The sequence below is a fragment of the Paenibacillus sp. SYP-B3998 genome (assembly GCF_010820665.1).
Taxonomy (GTDB): Bacteria; Bacillota; Bacilli; order Paenibacillales; family NBRC-103111; genus Paenibacillus_E.
Genome location: NZ_JAAIKC010000001.1, coordinates 1,456,462 through 1,476,912, shown reverse-complemented (window position 1 = coordinate 1,476,912; position 20,451 = coordinate 1,456,462). Strand labels below are relative to the sequence as shown.

The window sequence follows — 20,451 nt, the reverse complement described above, 5'->3', positions numbered from 1 at the left end:
AACTCATGTACGTGTCCTTCAACACGCAAAGTTTGTTACTACTTACAATATAAGTTATCGATAGAGTTATGACTGTGAATTAGATCACAGGAGGCCCAACTGGAGATTTAATAACTATTATTTCGTTGGGCCCATCGAGGCAATGATGACTTTCACCTTCACATTCACTTCCGCATCAGAAAAAGCTTCCCCCCATTTATCTTGTACAGATTTCCAATGGCTGTACTCATAAGCACGCGCGTATAATCCCATACCAATCGGATCAATCTTCGCTCCTTGTATTTTGCTGATTAATCCATTGAATCCTTTTTTTAAATGCTGTTCCATGTCCCGTTCAAGCTTATCCGCCTCCGTTCTAACATCGAGAGGGAATAAACGTTCCGTCAAAACGACTCTCATTTTCACATCCATATCGAACTTAAACTTGTTTTCCTTGAATCCTGTTTTTGTTTTGACTGAGATTTTCTGAGCAGAAAAACTATAAGCATTGTTGGGAAAAACCCCTTCTTTCGGTTTACCAATGGCTTTATATGTGAAAGGGAACTCCCCTTTCGTCTCATCCTGCAGAATACGAAGCAGACGCGTCTCGTCGGGCCCAATTGAGAACTTGTATTTCCCGCTTTCCTCGAGAAGCGCTGTTCCGGTAACAATTAACTTACCATCTTTATGCAGTTCGGTCACACTTGCTGTAATGCCTTTTTCCAGCGTCAGCCGTCGTAGACTTTCCAATGTTGTCTTCACATTAATATTACGGCGATTAGCTGTATCAATAAGTTTAGAAAGATATAGTGGCAGACGCGGCTTGTCTTTAGGCGCATATTGAACAACCTCGTATGCGGGCCCGTCCACCATCACGATTCTTACATTCAGTGTATTTTTGGCATCTCTAAAAAATGGCTCCAGAAGTTGAAACCAATTGTTATGCTGCATAACACGCTTACCGACCAAGATCACCTGTGCTTTTCCTCCGGTCGTTAAGCCGATAAAAGTTTGATCATCTTTGTCCCTCGACTTCCGCATCGTTGTCGCCTGTGAAGTATATTCTTCTTCCTTTATTTTCGCTTCTTTGTTAAAAACGGGGCTAGACGTTGAGAAAATCAGATTGTTATTTTCATCGAGGTCAATGCCAATGAGAAGCGATAAGGATACGTCTTCAATATTTATTTGATCTACACACCCTGTAATAAGCAAGGACAGGGCCACTAGGCCGATGATGAACCTCTTCATCCGACCTTCCTCCTCTGAAACAATTCTACCCCTCGGACATACATATACATGACAATTGGCAGTACATACAAGACACCCATTCCCATATAACTAATCTTCATTTGCCATTTATCTGATTGATTCCAAGTTGGATTAATGACATAAACACACCCTATTGCCACTATAAAATAAAGGGCTGTATATGACTTATAATGCGGTTTATTAAGGATGTGGCATGCTGAGAATACCGTACAGTAAATGTATGGAATCCACGCTCTAGAAACGACAAACAAATAGATAGCCAGGAAGAACATGTCGAACCGTTCCAGAAAACGAAATTCAATTGTCTTGAGTAAGCTTAATACTGGTTGATTCAATAGCGTGATGCCGTCGGGCGTGTAAAAGACGAAAGAGATGATCGTGACATATGTATATAGAATCATGGTCAACGTATTCGCAATCAAGAAACCACGCAAAGCGTACTGCTTCTTTTGCAGAAACGGATAAAGAAAAAAAAGAATTTCAATTCCGGCAAACGAGAAGAACGTCTGCGGTAATCCATTCAGAATAGGCTGCCATCCTTCCTTAAACAAGGGCAATAAATGAAGCCAATGCCCTTTCCCTAAAGGGATCAACAAGAAAAATGGCATCCACATCATCGTATACGTAATAAACTCGACGTATCTAGCCTGTACGCGGAACCCTTTGTTAATTACCAAATAACTGGGTACCGCAACAAGAATAAGCAATATATATCCAGGCGTCTTCACCAGAAACCAAGCTTTGATATAAAGCATCGAATTCACCATGATGAGCCAACCAAAAAAAGCGAAATAGGCAATAAAAGGAGCAAGGAGCAATTTACCGAACCATTTCCCGAATAAGTGATTGAGTAGGTCAGGCAATGTATAATCGGGATACTTTTGGAGGGTAAGCAGGATAATCCAACCAGCCAAACAATTGATGGCCCATGCAATTAAAATGCACATCCACCCATCCGTTCCGCTTGTTTCAGCGATCTCCCTTGGGAGCGATAACACCCCGGTTCCCACTTGAGCGCCATGGATTAAAAAAATATACTGCATCAGGGTAATTCCGTTCATCGCATAGTTTTTCATGTTTGATCCCCATTCGGGCTTTTTGGCTCCATTCGGATTTCCTGACTTGCTTTAGCGCTAGTTGGCCGTTTGATCATCGACCATAATGGAAGCCTAACGAACGTATCCTTCATATCGGACCAGCGGAAAGGCGCAAGAGGGCTGCCATAGGGGGTTCCAAGAGATTCCAATGATACAAGATGCGCAATCAATGTCATGAATCCACTTACGATTCCGATAATCCCAAATAACGAAGCCATAAGCATCATTGGAAAACGCAGGAGTCTAACAGCCGTACCCATATCATAGCTAGGAAGAATAAAGGAAGCGATAGCGGTTGAGGCTACGACGATAACCATAATATTGCTGACGATGCCTGCTTGAACCGCAGCTTGTCCAACAATGATACCGCCGACGATGCCAATTGTTTGTCCAACTGGTGCAGGCAGCCGTATGCCAGCCTCGCGCATCATTTCTAACATAACTTCCATCAACAAAGCCTCCAAAAGAGGCGGAAACGGCACCCGTTCTCTTGATTCCGCGATCGAGAGAAACAATTGAAGAGGGACGACTTCGTAATTAAAGGAGATAAACGCAATATAGGTCGCCGGTAAAAGCAAGGCCATCATAAATGCCAAAAAACGAAGAAGACGAATAAACGAAGCAATCAACCAACGTGAACTGTAATCGTCAACACTTTGAAAAAAAGTGATAAACGTAGTTGGAGCGACGATCACGCTTGGTGAATGATCAACAATAACCACGAAACGTCCTTGAAGTAGTTGTGAAACCGCGGAATCAGGCCGTTCCGTCAAGATGAACTGTGGGAACGGAGAAAACGCGTTGTCCTCGATGAATTCAGCCAATTCGCCAGAATTGATAACGGAGTCTACATCGATTTTTCTAATTCTTGCATCTAATTGTTGGCGTACTTCCTCGGGAGCAACATCCTCCAAATATAGAACCCAGACCTTCGATTTTCCGCGCCGTCCTACTGTGTATTGAGTAATTCGCAGCTCGCGATCGGGCAAATATCGCCGAAGAATCGCGATATTTTGCACGCCCGTTTCTAAAAAACCCTGATGAGCGCCTTTAAGCGAGCTTTCCAACTGAGGATCTTCAATGGCACGCTGTGGCCAGCTTTTCGTATCATAGACCCAAGCCTCCTGTAAGCCCTCTGTGAATTGTACACACTCCCCAAAAAGAATGGCTTCTTCCACCTCAGACCAATCCATAACCTTGCGAATACTGCTAATCGTCGGTATCGAAATGCCCGACTTCATTTCTGAATTACCATACATCAGCGGATGCAAAATATTGTTGTTCAGTAAACTTTTATCCGTTAATCCATCCAAGTATAGAAGCGCAACCGGAATCTCCTCTTGCCCAGCGGCAAACCTATAAATGGTCAAGTCTGGCGAGGCCGGGAACAATCGCTTGGCTTCCTCGATATTTTGAAAGATATCATCATGAAGCGGACGTAAATTAGCAGCCTGCTCCTCCAACCGTTGGTCCTTTTTTATCTGCCCTGACTTTCGGGAATAACGTCTTCTCTTAAGGAGCTCTTTGAGAAAAAACATATATACGATCCCCCCACCACGCACCGTGCTTTATTTACTTAATATGGGTTTATTTTGTATTTTTATTCGGTATCTTTTTAATAACGAGAAGCTACCTATCAAGATGCAGGAGTTTTGAGCTTTGCACACAACTAAACAATCGAGTAAGAGGGGCGGTTAGCCCCTGTCTTCTCACACCACCGTGCGTACTGTTCGGTATACGGCGTGGTTCATGACATATTCCGTAAAGAGTTGTATCTAGCTGTTAAACTCCTCAGTCCATTGGATTTCCAATATTGGTTGCATGGCTTCCTTTATTTACTTCGACACGCTTTAGCGCTTCAAGAAGATTTCCCCAAGCTAATGGTTACTACTCCCTCACCATTCGGGACTTGAACCCTAGAGATAGCGCCCATGCTGGGCGCACATAAAAATGGCTACCGGTATCCGGCAGCCATTTTTACAAAACAAGTATTGTGAACACCAATGTTTGCATGTGCTGAATGTATCATTTGCTTAGCCCTTCATATCCTCCGTTTTTTTTGCTGGATGCAATCAAACTTTCGATCGTTCGCTATGATTCCAAAATGCCTCAATAAAGGATCGAACAACCTTCGCATTTGATTTTATCCTATTCATAATTTTCCCATTCAAGCATCATTTCGTCAATTTAAGGGAGTCAGCCAGATAATTGATTATCTAGAACAGCGAGGTTACATGGTCTCTTATATGTTATTATCTCGCTTTACTTCTCCGGAAAATTCTCAAACTTTCACTTTTGATCATTTTAACCTGTTCATTCCCTTTATTAATTTCTTCGAAATTACTTGCTCGACCGAACCAATGGGCCACTAAATAAATAACAATCAGAATGATAAAAGAGTATGTATACTTCCAATGTATGGGTTTATAAAAATGAAGAGTTTTCATAATCGGCATACAAATATATGCCAATATAAAACCAAAAATTAAAGCTTTTATATAAGGGCTAATCGTAGGTTTAATTTGAAGAAAGAACATTAATAACACAGGTAACACCGATATCTGAAAGGGGAAAAACACGATGGCTGGGGGAAAGATTTTAATTGGGTATACCCAATATCCATTTAAAACGCCAATAAGGTCAAGGAAAAGAGTCATAATAATGAGAATAAAAGCAGCATGTATGAATCGAGACGAGCTTTCTTTCTTCCGAAATATTACCCATATCACCCAAGGAATGATTAGCATAGAAACTCCAAGCCACCAACGCCAAGTGAATAAATAAGTATTCATAATGATGTCTGTTATTGTCTGGTTTGCTTTCACGATTTGGTTACTCGCGTTTTCTACCTGTTTCAAAGCCTCTTCGAGGTTCACGGTTATGTCACAGCTCCTTCTGCACATTTCATTATTTCCCGCTTAACTTCCCCCTAATTAGAAGAAAAAAATCCAACAATAAATTCAAACTATCGATTCAGCCATTTGCCGACAGCATGTTAGGGCGCCTGAACGATGCCATGGAAAGTTTCCTTTAGATCGATGAGCAACTGGGCCACGTACTCATCACGGAATTAGGTTTTCATCTATGTCATGAAGATCTGGTAGCCTCCTGGTTGGTTCTACACTTACATCGATTCGCAGCGGTGTGCCAGAATCGATGATGGCAAGCGCTTTGTGGTTTTCGTTCTCCATTGGAAGCATAGCGGCCCACTCTTTGTGAGTTTATTCGTTGATGGTTTGTTCGTGTTTGCTATAGCACCTTGGATGAAAAAATTCGGAATTACGACAGGAAACATGTCGAGGACAAACATGTTACTCCTCATATTATAGTTTGTACAATCAGCCAGGTATTACCTCCTTTCGCAAAAAAAGGGCTGCCAATCGGCAGCCCTTCTTTATTGAACGTACGAATTGATCATTTTTCGTTTCTGGCTTGCCCTCGTTTAATTGTTATTTAGCTTTTTGTTTTTTATTTAAAAAATGAAAATTGAGCTCCTCGTTGTGCTCGACTTTTTCCTTCGATTTTAATTGATCAAAATAGTTCCTACTACTTAACCAATTCGCTACCATGTAGATAAAAAAATAAATAAAAACATCATAGAAGTAATACCAATTTTTCGGATTATAAAAACCTGATTTAGCAAAGAAAGGCTCAATTCCATACGCGCAAACAATACCCAATAAAATCCCCTTCAATACTGCATTAATTTTGGGCATCCACTGGAGAGTAAACATAACCCCTACTGGGAGCGTAGAAAAATGATACGGGAGGAAGGCGAGCCCAGCATTTGGAATAAATTTAACTGGATACGACCACATTCCCATTGATAGGGCAAACATCTCGATAATCAGACCCAAGAGAATAGATGACAATCCTGCATAAAGTAATCTATCTGTGCTTTCTTTTTTTCTAAAAATAATCCAAACGATCCAAGGAACAATGAACAAGGCGATACCTAGCCACCATCTCCACGTAAAAAGAAATGTATTCATTATTGCCTCATTAATTAATGCGTTTGCTTCCGTTACTTTCTGATGAGCTTGTTCTAACTGGTTCATTCCTTCTTGGATGGTCAACTTTACTAACATCCCTTCCCCGATGGATTAACTTTGCTCCAAAGCCAATTAATTCGAGGTTAGTTTGTCCAGCTTATTGTAAATCATTCAATCAGATCTTACTTTAATAGCAAATTGCCAAAGATTTAATTACAACTATTAGTAATAGGGTTCACCGCAATGTTTGTATCGGCGAGTTTCAGAAGGAACCTCCTAAGGCCCCTTCTTTGTCGGATCGAATCATATCATTATCTTCAGCGCATTGACATATTTATCGATTATTGTATTCTGAGGCATTGTGTTTTTTATTATACTATCGTTTTTGTTTAGTCGAATCGTTCGAACGAGCGGATAAGGGACGTGCAGCAGCGCAAATAACAAATGTCTATCTTCGCTACTTAACGGCCTTTTACGATCGTAATACTCGACCCATCGCACCATTTCTTCACCGTTCCAGGAACAATTACGATGCAAAACATGTGCAAGGTCCGCCATTCTTGCCTGTAGTGAAGTGTTCTCAAAATCAATAAGATGGATAGAATCCTTCCGATCCATAACCAGATTAGGGTAATTATAGTCTCCGTGTACAAATGCACGCACGGATGCTTCATAATTGATCGCTTCTATGCTCTTCGGTTGGTTGAGATAGTGAATCGCCTGATCGCAGAGGGAAATGAATGTACTTATATCCCCAATTCCTTGATGTTCACTTATATTGATGCGATAATGTTCAATCGTGTTTTGCAAAGTCGCGTAACGATCCCTCCCCGCAGGTATATCATCTAATGTGATGCCTTCTGCATGACGATGGAATTTAGCCAACGTTCGAATTGCTTTTTTCCACTCTGACCGTTCTTTAAAGTCCGGTGACCTTCCCCATACCCAGTTGGTGATCATATACGGTTTTTCTTTTCTCGTCGCCCATAGAGCTTGGGTCTTGGTTGAGATGATTCGGGGACCGTACGGAAATCCTGTTTCGGCAAGATGAATCATCACCCGTGCGATAAAATGCACCTCTGGCTCAGGGATGTCGTAACTTTTGCTGCAAAGCATACGCCCTTTCATTGTTACCAAACGGTATACGTCGCGAATTTTCTTGCTTTTTCTGATCGTTACAGGATAGGCTTCCTCAATGTCATTGATTATCGGCAAAGCCAATCCCCTCCTCGATTGGAGTCGGAGTAGTGTTGACAATACTGACTTCCGCCTCGTTAAGAGCAGGCGGAGTATCGACAACGCCGTTCTCCTCTTCGTTTAGAACAGGAGCAGTACACGGCTCCTGCGGTTCCTGTGTCTCCTGCAGCTCCTGTGGTTCCTGCGATTCCTGTGGTTCCTGTGGTTGCTCTCTTGCCCACAGATCCATCCATTGAATCGCTTCCAATCGGTTAGGCCAGGAATCTTTCAACCTTTTGAAATTGGGTGCTTTTATGCCAAATCGGATTTGACGGGCGGCAATCCATACTTCCCGTGGCAAACGAAAAAAGGAGGCTAAGATCAGACGTTCTTCCGGTTTTAACGGATGTCGCTTTTCGTAACCGACAAGAAGCGCATTGATATTCGGCACCGAAAAATTTGTAATATTGTTCAACGTTTTGGCGACTTCATAATATGCCGAACCACGTCTTGTAAATTCCCAGTCTAGCAAATAAATACTTTCTGAGCTTACGATGATGTTCGGATGGGTCACATCACCGTGTATGAGTGATGGTTTTTCCATACGAATAACCCGTTGAACGTCTGACTGCAGTAATGTGTTCCACGCCTCTTCGGCTAGTCTTACGCACTGATCCCCCTGCTCCCTGAACCAGTTGCCAATCCCTTGTCTTTTCTTTCGTATCGTAGGTAAATGGCGTAGAAACATCTGATGCTGGTGGTGGAAGCGGTTGATTTCCTTCATCGAGAAAGAAGGCGACACAGATGGCGACCGCCGCGAAATAAGATGAAGCTGTGCTAGTATTTCACCGATCCTTTCATAATCTTGCTCGTTTCCGCCCAATTGAGAACCTTGTATCCACTCCGAAACATAATAAAGCCGGCCGTTATTTTTTACATAGTGCTTACCTTTGCTCGTTTTAAACCACTGAGGCATGTTTTGGAAATGATGCTTTTTTAACCACACGATTTGGGAATAAACGCGATCAAGGCGAGCTTTGGGACCATTAAAGGGTTTTAAAAATAACTTACCTTTATTAGTAAAGACCTGGTAAGCGGCTGCTTTTTTATAAAGAGAACGACAAGAATATATCTTGTGATAACGCAAACCATATTGCCGCACAATCGAACTAAACCTTCGCTTCAGCCTTGGACGGTCCATGATTAACCACCTCCTCGTTCATCAACAAATGTGGTGCGGTAAGTACTATTAAGTTTATGTAAACTCACTGCAAAGGGAGATAAATGAACGGCAAATTGGGCAAAAAAATCATAATATGATCGAATTAAAAAAAATATGCCGTTATTTGTAATACGGTTCACCTTATCAAAATAATTTGTGTCTAAAGAACATGAGGTACCCAAAGCAGAAAAACCGCCCTAGATTGGGCGGATACGTTCATTACAGTTCTTATAAAATTACTTGCTATTACGAATTCGAGCTGACATTAACGTGTGCTGGATTCGAAAGAACTTCTTCTTTGCTCGTAAGCAATTCTTTTTTCATGAACCAACAAGCAACGAATGCCACAATAGCGAAGATGATGCCGATGGTGAAAATATGTTGGAATGCCTCTGCAAATACAACCTTGATCCGAAGCAATAGCTCTGCAGACAGCCCCTGTGGGATGCCACCATTTATGATTATTTCTTCGGTTCCTGCTGGGAATTGATCGGACAATCCGGTTAAACCGCTCGAAATATTTCTGGAAAGCAGACTTCCGAAAATACTGAATCCCAAAGTAGTTCCTATGGACTGGAACAACTGCACTGTAGCCACCGCGACTCCACTATGCTCCTTCTCAACGGATTCTTGTACGATCAGATTGTCTCCCCCAAATAGAACACCAATTCCAAGCCCAAGTATAAAAAATCCTACGATAATATATACGACGGATGTATCCACATTTATTTGTGACAGCAACACATAGCTTAGGATAGGAAAGACAAACGATACGATGAAAAGGTACTTGTAAGCGATCTTTGTAATTAGATTTCCGCAAAGAACACTCGCCGGAATAGCGCCTGCCATAAAGGCTAGCGTTAAGTAGCCGGACGCGGTTGGTGTCATCCCCATAACTATCTGAGCGAAAAATGGAAATCCTGACATACCTCCCATAATGCCCAACATCGTTAGAAAAACGATGCAAGATAAAACGACAACTGATCGATTCTTGAAAAGCACTAGTGGAATGATCGGTTCTTTTGCCTTCGACTCGATTCGGATAAAGAGCGCAATTAGCGCTAAAAACAAAGCTAATAACCCAATGATAACTGGTGATGACCACGTATAGCCTTTAATGTCAATCAGTACCGGCACCAGAAGAAGCGAGAGCATGGCAATAACCAGTGTAAAAGCCCCTGCCCAATCAATGGATTTCTTCTCGAAATTGATCGATTCACGCAAGCCCTTGGATACGATAAAGGCAGCGATGAGTCCTACAGGAATATTGATCAGAAAGATCCAATGCCAACTCACATGACTGACAAAATACCCTCCTACTGTTGGGCCGAGTAACTGCGGCAGTATTAATAATGGACCGATCAGGCTTTGAACTTTTGCTCGCTGTTCCAGCGGAAACGTATCTCCGATAATGATCATGCCTAAAGGCATAAGACCACCAGCCCCAATTCCTTGAATACCTCTTCCAATAAGCAGCATTTTCATCGAATCCGCCAGCCCGCAGACAATAGATCCGATCATAAAAAGTGCCACACATGTCAAATAAATTTTCTTACGTCCGTAAATGTCCGCCAATTTACCGAAAATCGGCATAAACATCGTAATCGAGAGCATGTAAATTCCTGCTACCCAACCATAAAGCGACAAGCCGTGCAGATCACGAATGATGGTTGGCAGCGCCGTCGATACAACTGTTTGATCCAGTTCCGAGAAAACCAGACCGAGCAACAATCCAATTAAAACTAGCTTCTTGTTATTACCTTGCTGTTTCACAAATGCACCTCATCTTCATTTGAATTTACACAATACCTCTTTCTCAACTCAAGTATAGAGCAATAAAGCGATTCATTGGTCAGACGCAGGATTTAAATGTTCTCAGTCTAGAGAAGTAACTTACGAACTTATGTCAATTAAGTAGCATGAAGTTAAACTGTTCGTTAACACAACAAGGCTGCCGAATACTTCGGCAGCCTAAATAGCTATTATATCTAACTCATTCCATGATAAGCTATGAGACCTTCAAACATTTTTAACGTTGCTTTTTGGTGTGAATTTGAAAGGTAACACCGAACTTATCAGTAACCAAACCGTAAGCTGGGCTAAAATAAGTTTCTTGCATCGCCTTTTTTACTTGACCACCTTGCTGCAAAGCTTCGTAAACTTGTGTTGCTCTATCTTTTTCATCCGTTGTAATACAAATCGTAATTTGATCTCCCTCCTGAGGGATTTGACCTGGGAAAGTATCTGAAAGCATAGCGCTGATTTTCGTGTGTTCCGATGCGACAGAATTCACTCCGCGGTTTATGATACTTCCCAGTCGCCGCCCTTGGATCTTCGGCATGTTCACCTTGAAAACAGGGAATCTTTCAATCAGGTGGAGCAGGATGATGTCAGTCTATACGTGGAACTGACCAAAGAAGGAGCTCAAAGGTGTGAGGCTGAACTATGGCAAGCGCCCAAACTGCATATTCGCAAGGACGCCACTGGTTGGCTTGAAGGTAACGTTCCGAGGAGTGACATTCCTTTTTTGGCAAAGTTTATTATTGGCTTGGGAAATGAGGCAATGGTAACTAAGCCGCCTGAACTAGTGAATGATATGAAGCGACTGCTTTCTGAAATCATGGATAAATACGTTTAGCCTGTTGAAATGACAGCTTGTTGAGATTTCCTACTTGGCTCAAGAGATAAAAGAGAAGCTAACAATTAGCATGCACCTTCACTATAGTTTCTACCTCCAAACAACAGGAGGGCTTCCCCACCGCTTTCATTTCTGAAATCGGCCGTTCAAACCTTTCCCGTGAAGGTTCCTCAAGCAGTAGAGAGACATAAAGGCTCTCTCTTTCTGACGATTCTTTCACCGCCGTTTTGGCACTAATACGGAGCTACCCAATGATCCGACAAAAAAAGCAAAAGCCCGATTAACTCAGCTTTTGCTTTAAAAGTTATAAATACGCTTTGGAGCACCGGCTTTATTATTAGCATCTAGCAGCATTACAACAAAGCTTCCATCGAGACTATCGTTAATATCTGAAATAAATGCTTGCATCTACCTTTACCAGATTCATTTGAAACATGTGAAGAGAGCTCCGATTGCATTCGTATCCTATTTTAGCGCTTTTAACTTAGCTTGAATTTTCTTTTCTGATGTATCTAATGTTTTAAGATTCTTTTCATATTTACTAATTTTCGACTGAGCTTTCGCAAGCTTTGTTACTTAAATTAAATTTATACTACTGAAGGTTCCTCTCGAGATGAATGCTATTCTTACAAATTTAGAAGAAACGCTTAACTTTTTTATAATCGGTAGTACTTCAAGCAATGTTAATAGCACGAGCAGCTAGTACGACTACAATAAGAAGAGAAATCGAAGATTGCATCATAATTAAGCATTTAGCTCTTTTCGATAAAACCATAGTATCTGTAGGGCTAAATGCGGTATTGGTGTTAAAAGCGAGGAAAAAATAATCTAAAAACGAAGGAGACCAATTCACCCATTGTGGGGACTCCGAGACCTTTTGAGGGAATAAAAAGTCAGTATCTTCCGTTTTTTTGCAATGCCTCCGTAAAGGTCCACCTTGATCTACTTCCCAATACCAAACAGCAAAAACAAGTATATTCGCACTCCAAAGTAACCCTGCATCTTGGAATAATCCAGCAGCACTAGCTATGTGTGTAAATAAAGAGTGAATGAGAAATAAAACACTACTAATCAACCCTAGCGTCAATACACTAATAATTGATAAAGAAATTAGTCGAGTCCATCTATGATGTCCTTTAAAGATTGTAACAATCATAGGAATAAGCAATACAATAGCCACAATTAAAATCGACCATCTCGGACCCAATGTGAGATTTTCTGACAACACACTAAGTAACGTTCCAATTGCTAATATAGCAAATAAAAAAGAAAATCGTGGCACTCTTACATTAGGAGGACTCGATTTCTCCATGTACGTTCTCCTCTCTAAGTTCCTAAACCATCGAATAAACAGTGGAGCCATCAGGAACTTGACATTCCGTCAAGCTTATTTATTTAACCTCCCACAATCAATTAGAATTAACGTTTCTAGGAAAAAACATACATCATTCATGAGAATGATGTATGTTTTTTTATCAAGTGATTACGCTACCATCTTTCCATATTTCGACAGAAGCTTCCTTCCACAACCAATCCTGCATACTTGCTAAATCAAATAACTGCTCAATATGATACACGCCATGTGGGAACGCTTTCTGATAAAGAGCATCTGCTACTGTTACAGCGACCTTTCCGGTTATCTTGGATTGGTCTTTTCCTTGCAGCAAGCATGCTACCGTTGTGTTCCTGCCCCCTTTTTCTCCTCTTGCATCGATTTTCACGGCGAATTTATCTACGCCGAAGTGAAGTCTGCTGAAGCTGCGAACCGCAAGCTTTCGCGCCCAGTTCGCTTTTAATATTCGGAACGCTCCTGTTGTCCGTAGACCGGCTATGAATGAGGTTGCCACAGTCGAGTCAAAACATAGTCGTGTAGAAACAGATGGCACACGGAGTGTGCGAGCAAGCGTTTGTTGATCTGAAAAAGGATACCTGTATGCTTTTTTATGTCCCAAATCTGCACCGAAATCCACGATTTTACCGTCTGTGAAGCTGTCAACGATCACCTTGCGGTTGTTCTCAGTGACTTGGAAGCTGGCGCTCAAGTTATCAATCGTCCATTCAATGGCAGCTTTTCCGTGCTGGTCCCCCAGTCCAAGCATAATAGATAGTTCAATGACATGAACTTGGTCCAACAGCTGTTGCGCCTGGAGCGCCAGCAAATTTGTCAATCCTGGCGAAAGCCCCACACTAAGAACAGCGGTTGCGAGGTTCCCATTTGCTTCCGTATGCCATTTTTCCACTTGATCCAGAAACGGACCGCTCGCCGAAACATCCATATAATGTGTTCCGTGCTGGAAGCAAGACCGGACGAAGGCGGTGTCTGTCTGATCCAGGCACATAATGACGAGTTTGACTTGATCTAGAACGTCTGTGTTTACAGCTTTTCGGATATCCAATTGCATGGATTTCACTTTACCGTCAGTTTCCCTGCTAAACTGTTCGGCACGTTCCAGATTTCTTCCAGCTGCATATACGTGTCCAGGATATTTGTCGCCCAATTCTTTGCAGATTGTTTGTCCTACATGTCCATATCCGCCCACTACAAGTATTTTGTTTTTCAACGGGCTCACTCCTTTTTACTACTTTAGTTTATTTCGTTTTTCCAAGCTGCCGATATCCACTACCCTTTGACTGCACACCATGCGTCGATTAAATAGGAGCCGAAATAACGCGTTGTTTCCAGGAAGCCCGCCTCCGCTAACAGCTCTTTTATTACGGAGGCAGGTTCAGGATCGGTTTCGCAGCCAATGGAAGCCGCGAAACGCTCCCATTCCTGAAGCGAGATGCCGTTATCCAACATGTGGCTTTTCCAAGCTTCCATTTGTGCAGCAAAAGCAGTTGTATTTGGGTTTCCGTTGATCGAGGCCAGGAAAATAGGAGCTCCAGACTTTAAGCGCTGAGCTATATGTAGGAGTAACTCCCTTTTTTGCGAAAGTCCTTTTACAAAATGAAGCACCAACAAACAGGTAGCGCCATCAAAAAGTAACTCCTGTGAAAGCTGTTCAATCGTTCCCTGAACGAACGTAACCTGCTGTTTAAGCCCTGCCCTCTCTACCCGCAGCTTGGCTATTTCCAACATGCGCGCAGACGGATCAATACCTGTGAACGACCAAGCGTCGTGTCTGCTGCCAAGTGTAAGTAGTTCCTGTCCTCCCCCCGCGCCAATAACGAGCAGGTTGGCAGGCGCATCAGCACGGTTCAACAGCACAGCCATCAGACGATTTGTCATATCGTAAAGATTGTGATAGCCCGGTATTTTCAAAGCAATCGTTTCTTCATATCGGTATACATCTTGTTCCCAACTCATAGGGGTATTCGTATCTCTCATTCTCATAACTCCCTTTCACAATCATATGCTTGTGAATCTATCGTTTGTTTCCACCTTACCCGAGCAACTTCAGAGCACATTGGTTCATCCGGTGATTTTACTAGTAATGAGTAAAAAAACCATTCTTGATTGAAATGAAAGACGAGTTAAAGACCGTTGCTACTCTTTCCAACTCCTTTCGAATCCTGTAAACTTACAATAAGAATTATTCTCAATTATACGGATGAAGAATGAAAATACGATCCCACAAATATGGGATTCTATCCTACCTACAGAAATGAACCATCAGGAGACCGAGCGAATATGAATGCACAGATGGAAGCCGTCAAAAAAAAAATGTCTGTACTAGGGAAGAGCGCTGTCACATCACGAGAGTACAGAGCAGCACTAATCAAACACTTGCGCGAGGCTGTGCCATTTGATGGAGCCTGCTTTACGGCTGTGGATCCACAGACCCTTCTTTCCACTGGTGCTGTCACGGAAGAAGGCATCGAGGCTATTCATCACAGCCTGTTCGAAAATGAGTACTTACGCGAGGATTTCAACGCATACGATTTATTGGTGAAGGCCGATGACCCTGTAGCAACATTACATGGAGCTACTGCAGGCCATTTAGAGCGAAGCGCTCGCTATCGAAATGTGCTTCTCCCTGCGGGATTCGGAGATGAACTGCGGGCGGCTATCATGTATCAAGGGGCGTGTTGGGGGTATTTGACGTTATTTCGCTCTCATACACAGCCTTTATTCCGTGAGGATGAGCGTGAATTTATTTCTTCTCTTGTCCAAGTAATTGCATTCAATTTACGTAAACGAAGTTTGGCATTACCTTTTGAGGAATCCATCGGTATGGAGGAAGAACCAGGCATACTGATCCTCTCCGACCAACTTACAATACTTTCTTCCAATGTAGTCGCAGATCAATGGCTATCCTTGTTGCAAAAGTGGGAATGTATTGACTTCCCTACGCTTCCAAGACCGGTTCGAGCAGTCTGTTCCCGTGCATTGTCGGTTACGTCGACCGCAGTTGAGCTTGCCTCTCTGGCCAAGGTGTGTATTCGGATTCCGGAGGGGCCTTACCTGACGATTCGAGCCAGTCGACTTAGTGGTACTTCCACTACGGTTCACCTAATAGTCTGGTTCGAGCCTGCCAAACCGTCGGATATGCTGCCTCTCATCTCGGAAGCCTATGGGTTATCGGACCGTGAAAAGCAGATTCTCGCGCATATCGTAAGAGGACTGTCCACCAAAGAAATTGCTCACTCGCTCCATATTTCTGCCTACACGGTGCAGGATCATCTGAAATCAATTTTTATTAAAACTGGCGTCACAAGCCGAAGAGAGCTTAATTGGCATTTATTCTCACGGTTCAGTGTACATCGGGACAAGTAAATCGCTATTGCATGAGAGAATAAAGCAGGCCCCCCTCTCGTGCTTCCCACTTGTTCAAAAAGCAAAAGAGGAGCTGCATGAAGCAGACTCCTCCTTTTTTAGCCTAATCTTTTTACTCAAATCACTTGACTACTATAAATAAATTGCGTCACAACATCTGCATAGCGCTCAGGTTCTTCAATTTTCACATCACACGTTATTGGATCGTATTCCCCTTTGATCAGTAAGGACGGTTTATTAACAGTAGTAATTCTGGATTGGATGGACGCATACATCCGCTGGCAGACTTTCTTCGCCTAAAACTTCTACAAAAAGGTTCTTCCCTCAAATTTGAATCAAATTATTAGTCATCAATTTAATCTCCCTTATTCCCAAGATAATCCACTAAGGTGATTACAGATCTTGCGATAGGCGTATCATATCCACAACTTGAATCCCATTTTCAAATATCTCCTCACTGTAATGCCTAAGAAAAAAATCCCTATCGACTCCAGTTATTCTGAACCCACATTTTTGATAAAGAGCAAGTTGTCCTACACTTGAATTTCCAGTTCCGATCTCAATTGTTTTGAAACCAAGCCGCTTTGCGGTTTGAATTGCATGGTTCACCAACTGTTTCCCTATCCCTTTGCCTTGGTGATTTTCATCAATGGCTATATTGACTAACTCAATTGTCTCGGGTCTTGTTCGTAAAAAAATATAGACACCTATAATCCTGTCACTCTCTTGAGCGACAAAACATTGTCCTCTTGTAACATATTCTTCAACAAGCTTCTGAGAAGGATCCGCTACTAATAGTAATTCCATTGGGGGCCTTTCATCTGTGTTTAACTCTCGTATGTTCATGCTTAATATCCCCTTGTCAAAATAATATTTTATGTTTTATGTAATTTCTTCCACTTAACACCAAGCTATTCAAACATCAGATACCAGAATATCGCGATTTCATTGCTTTGTTTATCCAAACCTTGATATACATGAAAATCAAACCCACCTATAACAAAACCACAGCTTTCGTAAAATTTGCATGCGCTGACGTTGTTGTTTTGCGTTTCCAACATGATTCCTGGCATTCCACCAGCCTTGGCCCAGCGTTCAGCCTGATCGATTAGTTTTCGGCCAACGCCATATCTTCTGTATGATTTGTCTACTTTGATGTCTTCCACGTAGGCATATTTATTCCAGTTTCTTTTCAAAATGATTTCACCCACTGCTTGATTACCCGCAAACGCCAAATAAATGATTTGATCTGGGTTATCGATGTATGCTGAGAAATCTACGTCAGAGGCCTCTTCAAATTGTTCATCAGAGTAACATTTCATATTGCTAGGTATCTTTTTCACCGTATAACTGACTTGCTGACCTTCTATGGAAAGGACAAGTTCGGAATCAACGGTAAAGCTACTATCAAAATCTATCGAACTGGCCTGATCGCCGGCCAACAGCTCCCTGATAAGGATATTCATATTCATCCTCCGATTAACCAGACCCTATTGTGTAGAAAGGCGATGGATAAGATTAATTATTGCCCGTTAGTAATAAAACAAGGAGAGTAAACTAGTATTTAATCACAATCTGCAGCACCACATGCGCTTGAAAAAAAATCGCTTATTAAGTACCATAGACCGCCTAACAGGATGAGCAAGCAACAGAATAGTATCAACATATAGAGCAGCACGATCCTACGGGTTTTTTTAGCCGCATTAAATAGCTCTGTTTGGTCGTCATATTCCCATTCTTCTTGCATGATAAAGCACTCCCCTTAATCAAATACATCTGAAAAGTATCAGGCATTTAATTGGCATGTCATACATTATTTTACTTGATTATCCCTTACAAATAAATGATTCATTGATGGAATCACAAGGATAACATAAATAAAACGCAAACTTTAAGGTTCGCGTTTTATTCTTATACAAAATATGTTCATTAAACAAGAGGTGCTTGAACCAAAGTTGCGAAATTAAATTGGTGTACATGACCATCATTTAAAGTTGTTTGGCCTGTAACAAAGTGGACGTGTTTGCCCTTTCCAACTTGAATAGCCGGTCCCGTTCTAATTTTTTTCAGATTATGAAAATGGTTCAAGAAATCCGTATTCGTGAGATCAATTTCATGTACATGGCTTTTTCCTAACCGAATCGCTTGACCTGTAACACCTGCGAAGCGATGGTTATGTCGATCTGCGCCTTCTTCAGCCAGTTTCGTACTACCTTCAAACTCATGAACGTGCCGTTGTATCTGTTTAGTAGATGTTGTTTTTTTCTTTATTAGCGTTTTTTTCTTTTGCATCGGTAACATGCCTCCTTATGATTATCTGACATCACAACATCCTATTAAGTCAAACATACATAAGTGTTAGGCAACTGTCACAGTCCAAATGATAAGTTTTTAATAGAACAGACTTGCATCATCTCCATTTCGTGATCTTGCTGTTTTATTCGGAATTGCGTACAATCGATCGCTTTTGGGGGTATACTCTTCACATAGGTGAACAAATGGCCGTGTTCCTTTCTGATCCTCATCCGTACGTCTACACGCTAGCATCAATTAGTAACACCAAAAAAAGGAGGGAGTCATTTCAAAATGAGAATCAAAAAAGGATGCACTAATTTATTGGGCTTAGTTTACGAATGGGGCATGGAATATGTACAGCGGCTACCGGGGAAGTATGCATATGAAAACAAATTAATGCAGCCCAAACGCGTTGGAATCCCCCTTCAAGGAGACCTATAACATGATTAAACCTATCGTCAATCTTATCTCTGGACTAGATTGGGATTCGTTGCAAAAGTCTTTAGATAAGCATGGATTTGCGAAAATCCCCTCTTTATTGAATAAAAAGCAGTGCAATCAAATTATCGACACCTATGAGGTCGAATGTCTTTTCCGCAACACCGTTGACATGGCTAGATATCGGTTTGGAATCGGAGAGTATAAATATTACGATGCTCCTCTCCCTCATTTGCTGCAACAATTGCGCGAACAGTTTTATCTGGAGCTTGCAAGAACAGCTAATCGTTGGCTTGAACAATTGAACCAAGATACTACTTACCCGGGTACGCTTACGGATTTTTTGGATCAATGTCACAATGAGAACCAGAAACGCTCAACCCCTTTGATTTTGAAATACGAGGTCGGAGGGTACAACTGTCTGCATCAGGATTTGTATGGGAAGGTATTCTTCCCGTTCCAAGTTGTATTCGCCTTGAATCAGAAAGAAGAAGATTACACGGGTGGGGAATTTCTATTGGTGGAGCAGAGGCCGCGGGCGCAAAGCAGAGGTCACGTCATCACACTAGAACAAGGCGAGGGGCTTATTTTCCCAACGAATCACCGACCTGTTTTGGGAACGCGCGGCTATTATAAGTCCATGCTCCGGCATGGGGTTAGCACGGTCAAATCTGGAACAAGATACAGTCTAGGTATCATTTTCCATGATGCCACATAGGATTTAGCAGATATAGGCTCTTTTATCCTGAATAAATGAAAAACAGCTACTCCCTAAATCGGAAGTAGCCGTATGTTTCCTCAAGCTTAGATCGAAATGCGATTAATGTTGCTCTTCATCGATTTTTTCTGCAACGAAAGCTTCTATGCTATTTTTACGATTTTCGTTTTTTGCTTCAATTCTTTCCTTCTCAACAGATGAAATCTCACTTGCATGCTCATCTAGGTAATCTTCTGCTTCCTGCAAATTAGCTTGCGTGTGGTCGATATGTGATTGCAAGTGCTCCGCGTTATCCGCACGATTATCTGGTTTAGACAAATTAATCCCTCCTATCTTTCATGATTAAGTTCTTATGATGACCTAATTCACATAAAGTTATGCAAAATCACAATTTTGTCATAGAAAAAAGCCCTTGAATGGGCTTTTTCGGCTAATGTTTGTGACCCAACCTTATATCTAAGCTCTAGTTCTTGTTTAGGCCTAATTATATCGGATTAATCAACAGCAGTTCCGAATCTTTTCGCTGCCTTAGAACGAGCACGTTCGATTTCAACTTCGCGATTGCGAGGCTCTGCATTTGTCACCAACGAGTTCAACAAATGACGTGCAACCTCGGCAACCTCTGTAACGGCACGTTGAAACGCCTCCTCGTTCGCCTTAGAAGGCTCGTTGAATCCTGAGAGCTTTCGCACGAACTGAAGCGAGGCTGCTTGAATCTCATCATCAGTTGCCAAAGGGTCGAAGTTGAATAAAGTCTTAATACTACGGCACATTGTTTTCTCCTTTGAATTGAGTTATTTTATCAATTTTACTACATGCCGACCTTCCCTGACTAGCCTAGTCAGGGCCATGATCCTTTAGTCACCGTGTTGCTGCCAGATGAGCAATCCAACCATCGTACTCCACGCGA

Annotated in this window: 22 protein-coding genes and 1 pseudogene; 3 read left to right on the top strand and 20 right to left on the bottom strand. The window is 42.0% G+C overall.

Annotation, left to right across the window (positions count from 1 at the left end):
- Window positions 1-117: 117 nt before the first annotated feature.
- From GK047_RS06850 to GK047_RS06805, 10 genes and pseudogenes are all read right to left on the bottom strand, one after another.
- A complete protein-coding gene (locus tag GK047_RS06850; RefSeq protein ID WP_163942975.1) occupies window positions 118-1,227 on the bottom strand; it encodes a Ger(x)C family spore germination protein in 1,110 nt (369 codons plus the stop codon).
- A complete protein-coding gene (locus GK047_RS06845; protein WP_163942972.1) occupies window positions 1,224-2,324 on the bottom strand; it encodes a GerAB/ArcD/ProY family transporter in 1,101 nt (366 codons plus the stop codon). The genes GK047_RS06850 and GK047_RS06845 overlap by 4 nt, the downstream gene beginning before the upstream one ends.
- Window positions 2,321-3,883, bottom strand: coding sequence for a spore germination protein (locus GK047_RS06840; protein ID WP_163942969.1), 1,563 nt, complete (start codon window positions 3,881-3,883; stop codon window positions 2,321-2,323). The genes GK047_RS06845 and GK047_RS06840 overlap by 4 nt, the downstream gene beginning before the upstream one ends.
- Window positions 3,884-4,597: 714 nt before the next feature.
- Window positions 4,598-5,170, bottom strand: a complete 573-nt coding sequence (locus GK047_RS06835; protein WP_205516328.1) for a CBO0543 family protein — start codon at window positions 5,168-5,170, stop codon at window positions 4,598-4,600.
- 237 nt (window positions 5,171-5,407) lie between these two features.
- Window positions 5,408-5,536, bottom strand: coding sequence for a hypothetical protein (locus GK047_RS30120; RefSeq protein WP_275901635.1), 129 nt, complete (start codon window positions 5,534-5,536; stop codon window positions 5,408-5,410).
- Window positions 5,537-5,794: 258 nt separating this feature from the next.
- On the bottom strand, window positions 5,795-6,403 hold the full coding sequence (locus GK047_RS06825) for a CBO0543 family protein (RefSeq protein ID WP_205516326.1): 609 nt from the start codon (window positions 6,401-6,403) through the stop codon (window positions 5,795-5,797).
- 237 nt (window positions 6,404-6,640) lie between these two features.
- Window positions 6,641-7,552, bottom strand: a complete 912-nt coding sequence (locus tag GK047_RS06820; protein WP_163942962.1) for a phosphotransferase — start codon at window positions 7,550-7,552, stop codon at window positions 6,641-6,643.
- Window positions 7,536-8,714, bottom strand: coding sequence for a phosphotransferase (locus tag GK047_RS06815; RefSeq protein WP_163942959.1), 1,179 nt, complete (start codon window positions 8,712-8,714; stop codon window positions 7,536-7,538). Before GK047_RS06815 ends, GK047_RS06820 begins: the two co-directional genes overlap by 17 nt.
- Window positions 8,715-8,981: 267 nt before the next feature.
- Window positions 8,982-10,508: an MFS transporter gene (locus GK047_RS06810; RefSeq protein ID WP_163942956.1), complete on the bottom strand. Its 1,527-nt coding sequence runs from the start codon at window positions 10,506-10,508 to the stop codon at window positions 8,982-8,984.
- A 256-nt stretch (window positions 10,509-10,764) separates the two neighbouring features.
- Window positions 10,765-10,989, bottom strand: a pseudogene (locus GK047_RS06805) (VOC family protein); the annotation flags it as partial.
- Window positions 10,990-11,109: 120 nt separating this feature from the next.
- Between GK047_RS06805 and GK047_RS06800 the strand changes: the two are divergent.
- Window positions 11,110-11,373, top strand: coding sequence for a WYL domain-containing protein (locus GK047_RS06800; RefSeq protein WP_481855932.1), 264 nt, complete (start codon window positions 11,110-11,112; stop codon window positions 11,371-11,373).
- A 673-nt stretch (window positions 11,374-12,046) separates the two neighbouring features.
- Here the strand turns inward: GK047_RS06800 and GK047_RS06795 are convergent.
- The 3 genes from GK047_RS06795 to GK047_RS06785 form a co-directional block, all read right to left on the bottom strand.
- On the bottom strand, window positions 12,047-12,685 hold the full coding sequence (locus GK047_RS06795; protein ID WP_240343773.1) for a DUF1345 domain-containing protein: 639 nt from the start codon (window positions 12,683-12,685) through the stop codon (window positions 12,047-12,049).
- A gap of 163 nt (window positions 12,686-12,848) precedes the next feature.
- Complete coding sequence (locus GK047_RS06790) at window positions 12,849-13,934, bottom strand: saccharopine dehydrogenase family protein (protein ID WP_163942944.1); 1,086 nt, start codon at window positions 13,932-13,934, stop codon at window positions 12,849-12,851.
- Window positions 13,935-13,993: 59 nt separating this feature from the next.
- The gene (locus GK047_RS06785) at window positions 13,994-14,701 is read right to left on the bottom strand and encodes a class I SAM-dependent methyltransferase (RefSeq protein WP_163942941.1); all 708 of its coding nucleotides are present in this window, start codon (window positions 14,699-14,701) and stop codon (window positions 13,994-13,996) included.
- Between the two features lie 303 nt (window positions 14,702-15,004).
- On the opposite strand from GK047_RS06785, the gene GK047_RS06780 reads away from it, so the two are divergent.
- Window positions 15,005-16,090 carry a helix-turn-helix domain-containing protein gene (locus GK047_RS06780; protein WP_163942937.1) on the top strand — a complete coding sequence of 362 codons (1,086 nt, stop codon included), beginning with the start codon at window positions 15,005-15,007 and terminating at the stop codon, window positions 16,088-16,090.
- 116 nt (window positions 16,091-16,206) lie between these two features.
- Here the strand turns inward: GK047_RS06780 and GK047_RS06775 are convergent, their stop codons facing one another.
- The 5 genes from GK047_RS06775 to GK047_RS06755 form a co-directional block, all read right to left on the bottom strand.
- Complete coding sequence (locus tag GK047_RS06775; RefSeq protein WP_163942934.1) at window positions 16,207-16,365, bottom strand: hypothetical protein; 159 nt, start codon at window positions 16,363-16,365, stop codon at window positions 16,207-16,209.
- Window positions 16,366-16,483: 118 nt separating this feature from the next.
- A complete protein-coding gene (locus GK047_RS06770) occupies window positions 16,484-16,936 on the bottom strand; it encodes a GNAT family N-acetyltransferase (protein ID WP_163942931.1) in 453 nt (150 codons plus the stop codon).
- A gap of 65 nt (window positions 16,937-17,001) precedes the next feature.
- Window positions 17,002-17,556 (bottom strand): GNAT family N-acetyltransferase, encoded by a 555-nt coding sequence (locus GK047_RS06765; RefSeq protein WP_163942928.1) that lies wholly within the window; start codon window positions 17,554-17,556, stop codon window positions 17,002-17,004.
- 98 nt (window positions 17,557-17,654) lie between these two features.
- The gene (locus tag GK047_RS06760; protein WP_163942925.1) at window positions 17,655-17,837 is read right to left on the bottom strand and encodes a hypothetical protein; all 183 of its coding nucleotides are present in this window, start codon (window positions 17,835-17,837) and stop codon (window positions 17,655-17,657) included.
- Between the two features lie 182 nt (window positions 17,838-18,019).
- Window positions 18,020-18,382, bottom strand: coding sequence for a YmaF family protein (locus GK047_RS06755; protein WP_163942922.1), 363 nt, complete (start codon window positions 18,380-18,382; stop codon window positions 18,020-18,022).
- A 445-nt stretch (window positions 18,383-18,827) separates the two neighbouring features.
- Between GK047_RS06755 and GK047_RS06750 the strand changes: the two genes are divergently transcribed.
- Window positions 18,828-19,541 carry a 2OG-Fe(II) oxygenase gene (locus GK047_RS06750; protein WP_163942920.1) on the top strand — a complete coding sequence of 238 codons (714 nt, stop codon included), beginning with the start codon at window positions 18,828-18,830 and terminating at the stop codon, window positions 19,539-19,541.
- 102 nt (window positions 19,542-19,643) lie between these two features.
- Here GK047_RS06750 and tlp read toward each other — a convergent pair whose 3' ends face one another.
- Both tlp and GK047_RS06740 read right to left on the bottom strand, forming a co-directional pair.
- Window positions 19,644-19,859 (bottom strand): small acid-soluble spore protein Tlp, encoded by a 216-nt coding sequence (tlp, locus tag GK047_RS06745; RefSeq protein WP_163942918.1) that lies wholly within the window; start codon window positions 19,857-19,859, stop codon window positions 19,644-19,646.
- A 176-nt stretch (window positions 19,860-20,035) separates the two neighbouring features.
- A complete protein-coding gene (locus tag GK047_RS06740; RefSeq protein WP_163942916.1) occupies window positions 20,036-20,314 on the bottom strand; it encodes a DUF2277 domain-containing protein in 279 nt (92 codons plus the stop codon).
- Between the last annotated feature and the right edge of the window lie 137 nt (window positions 20,315-20,451).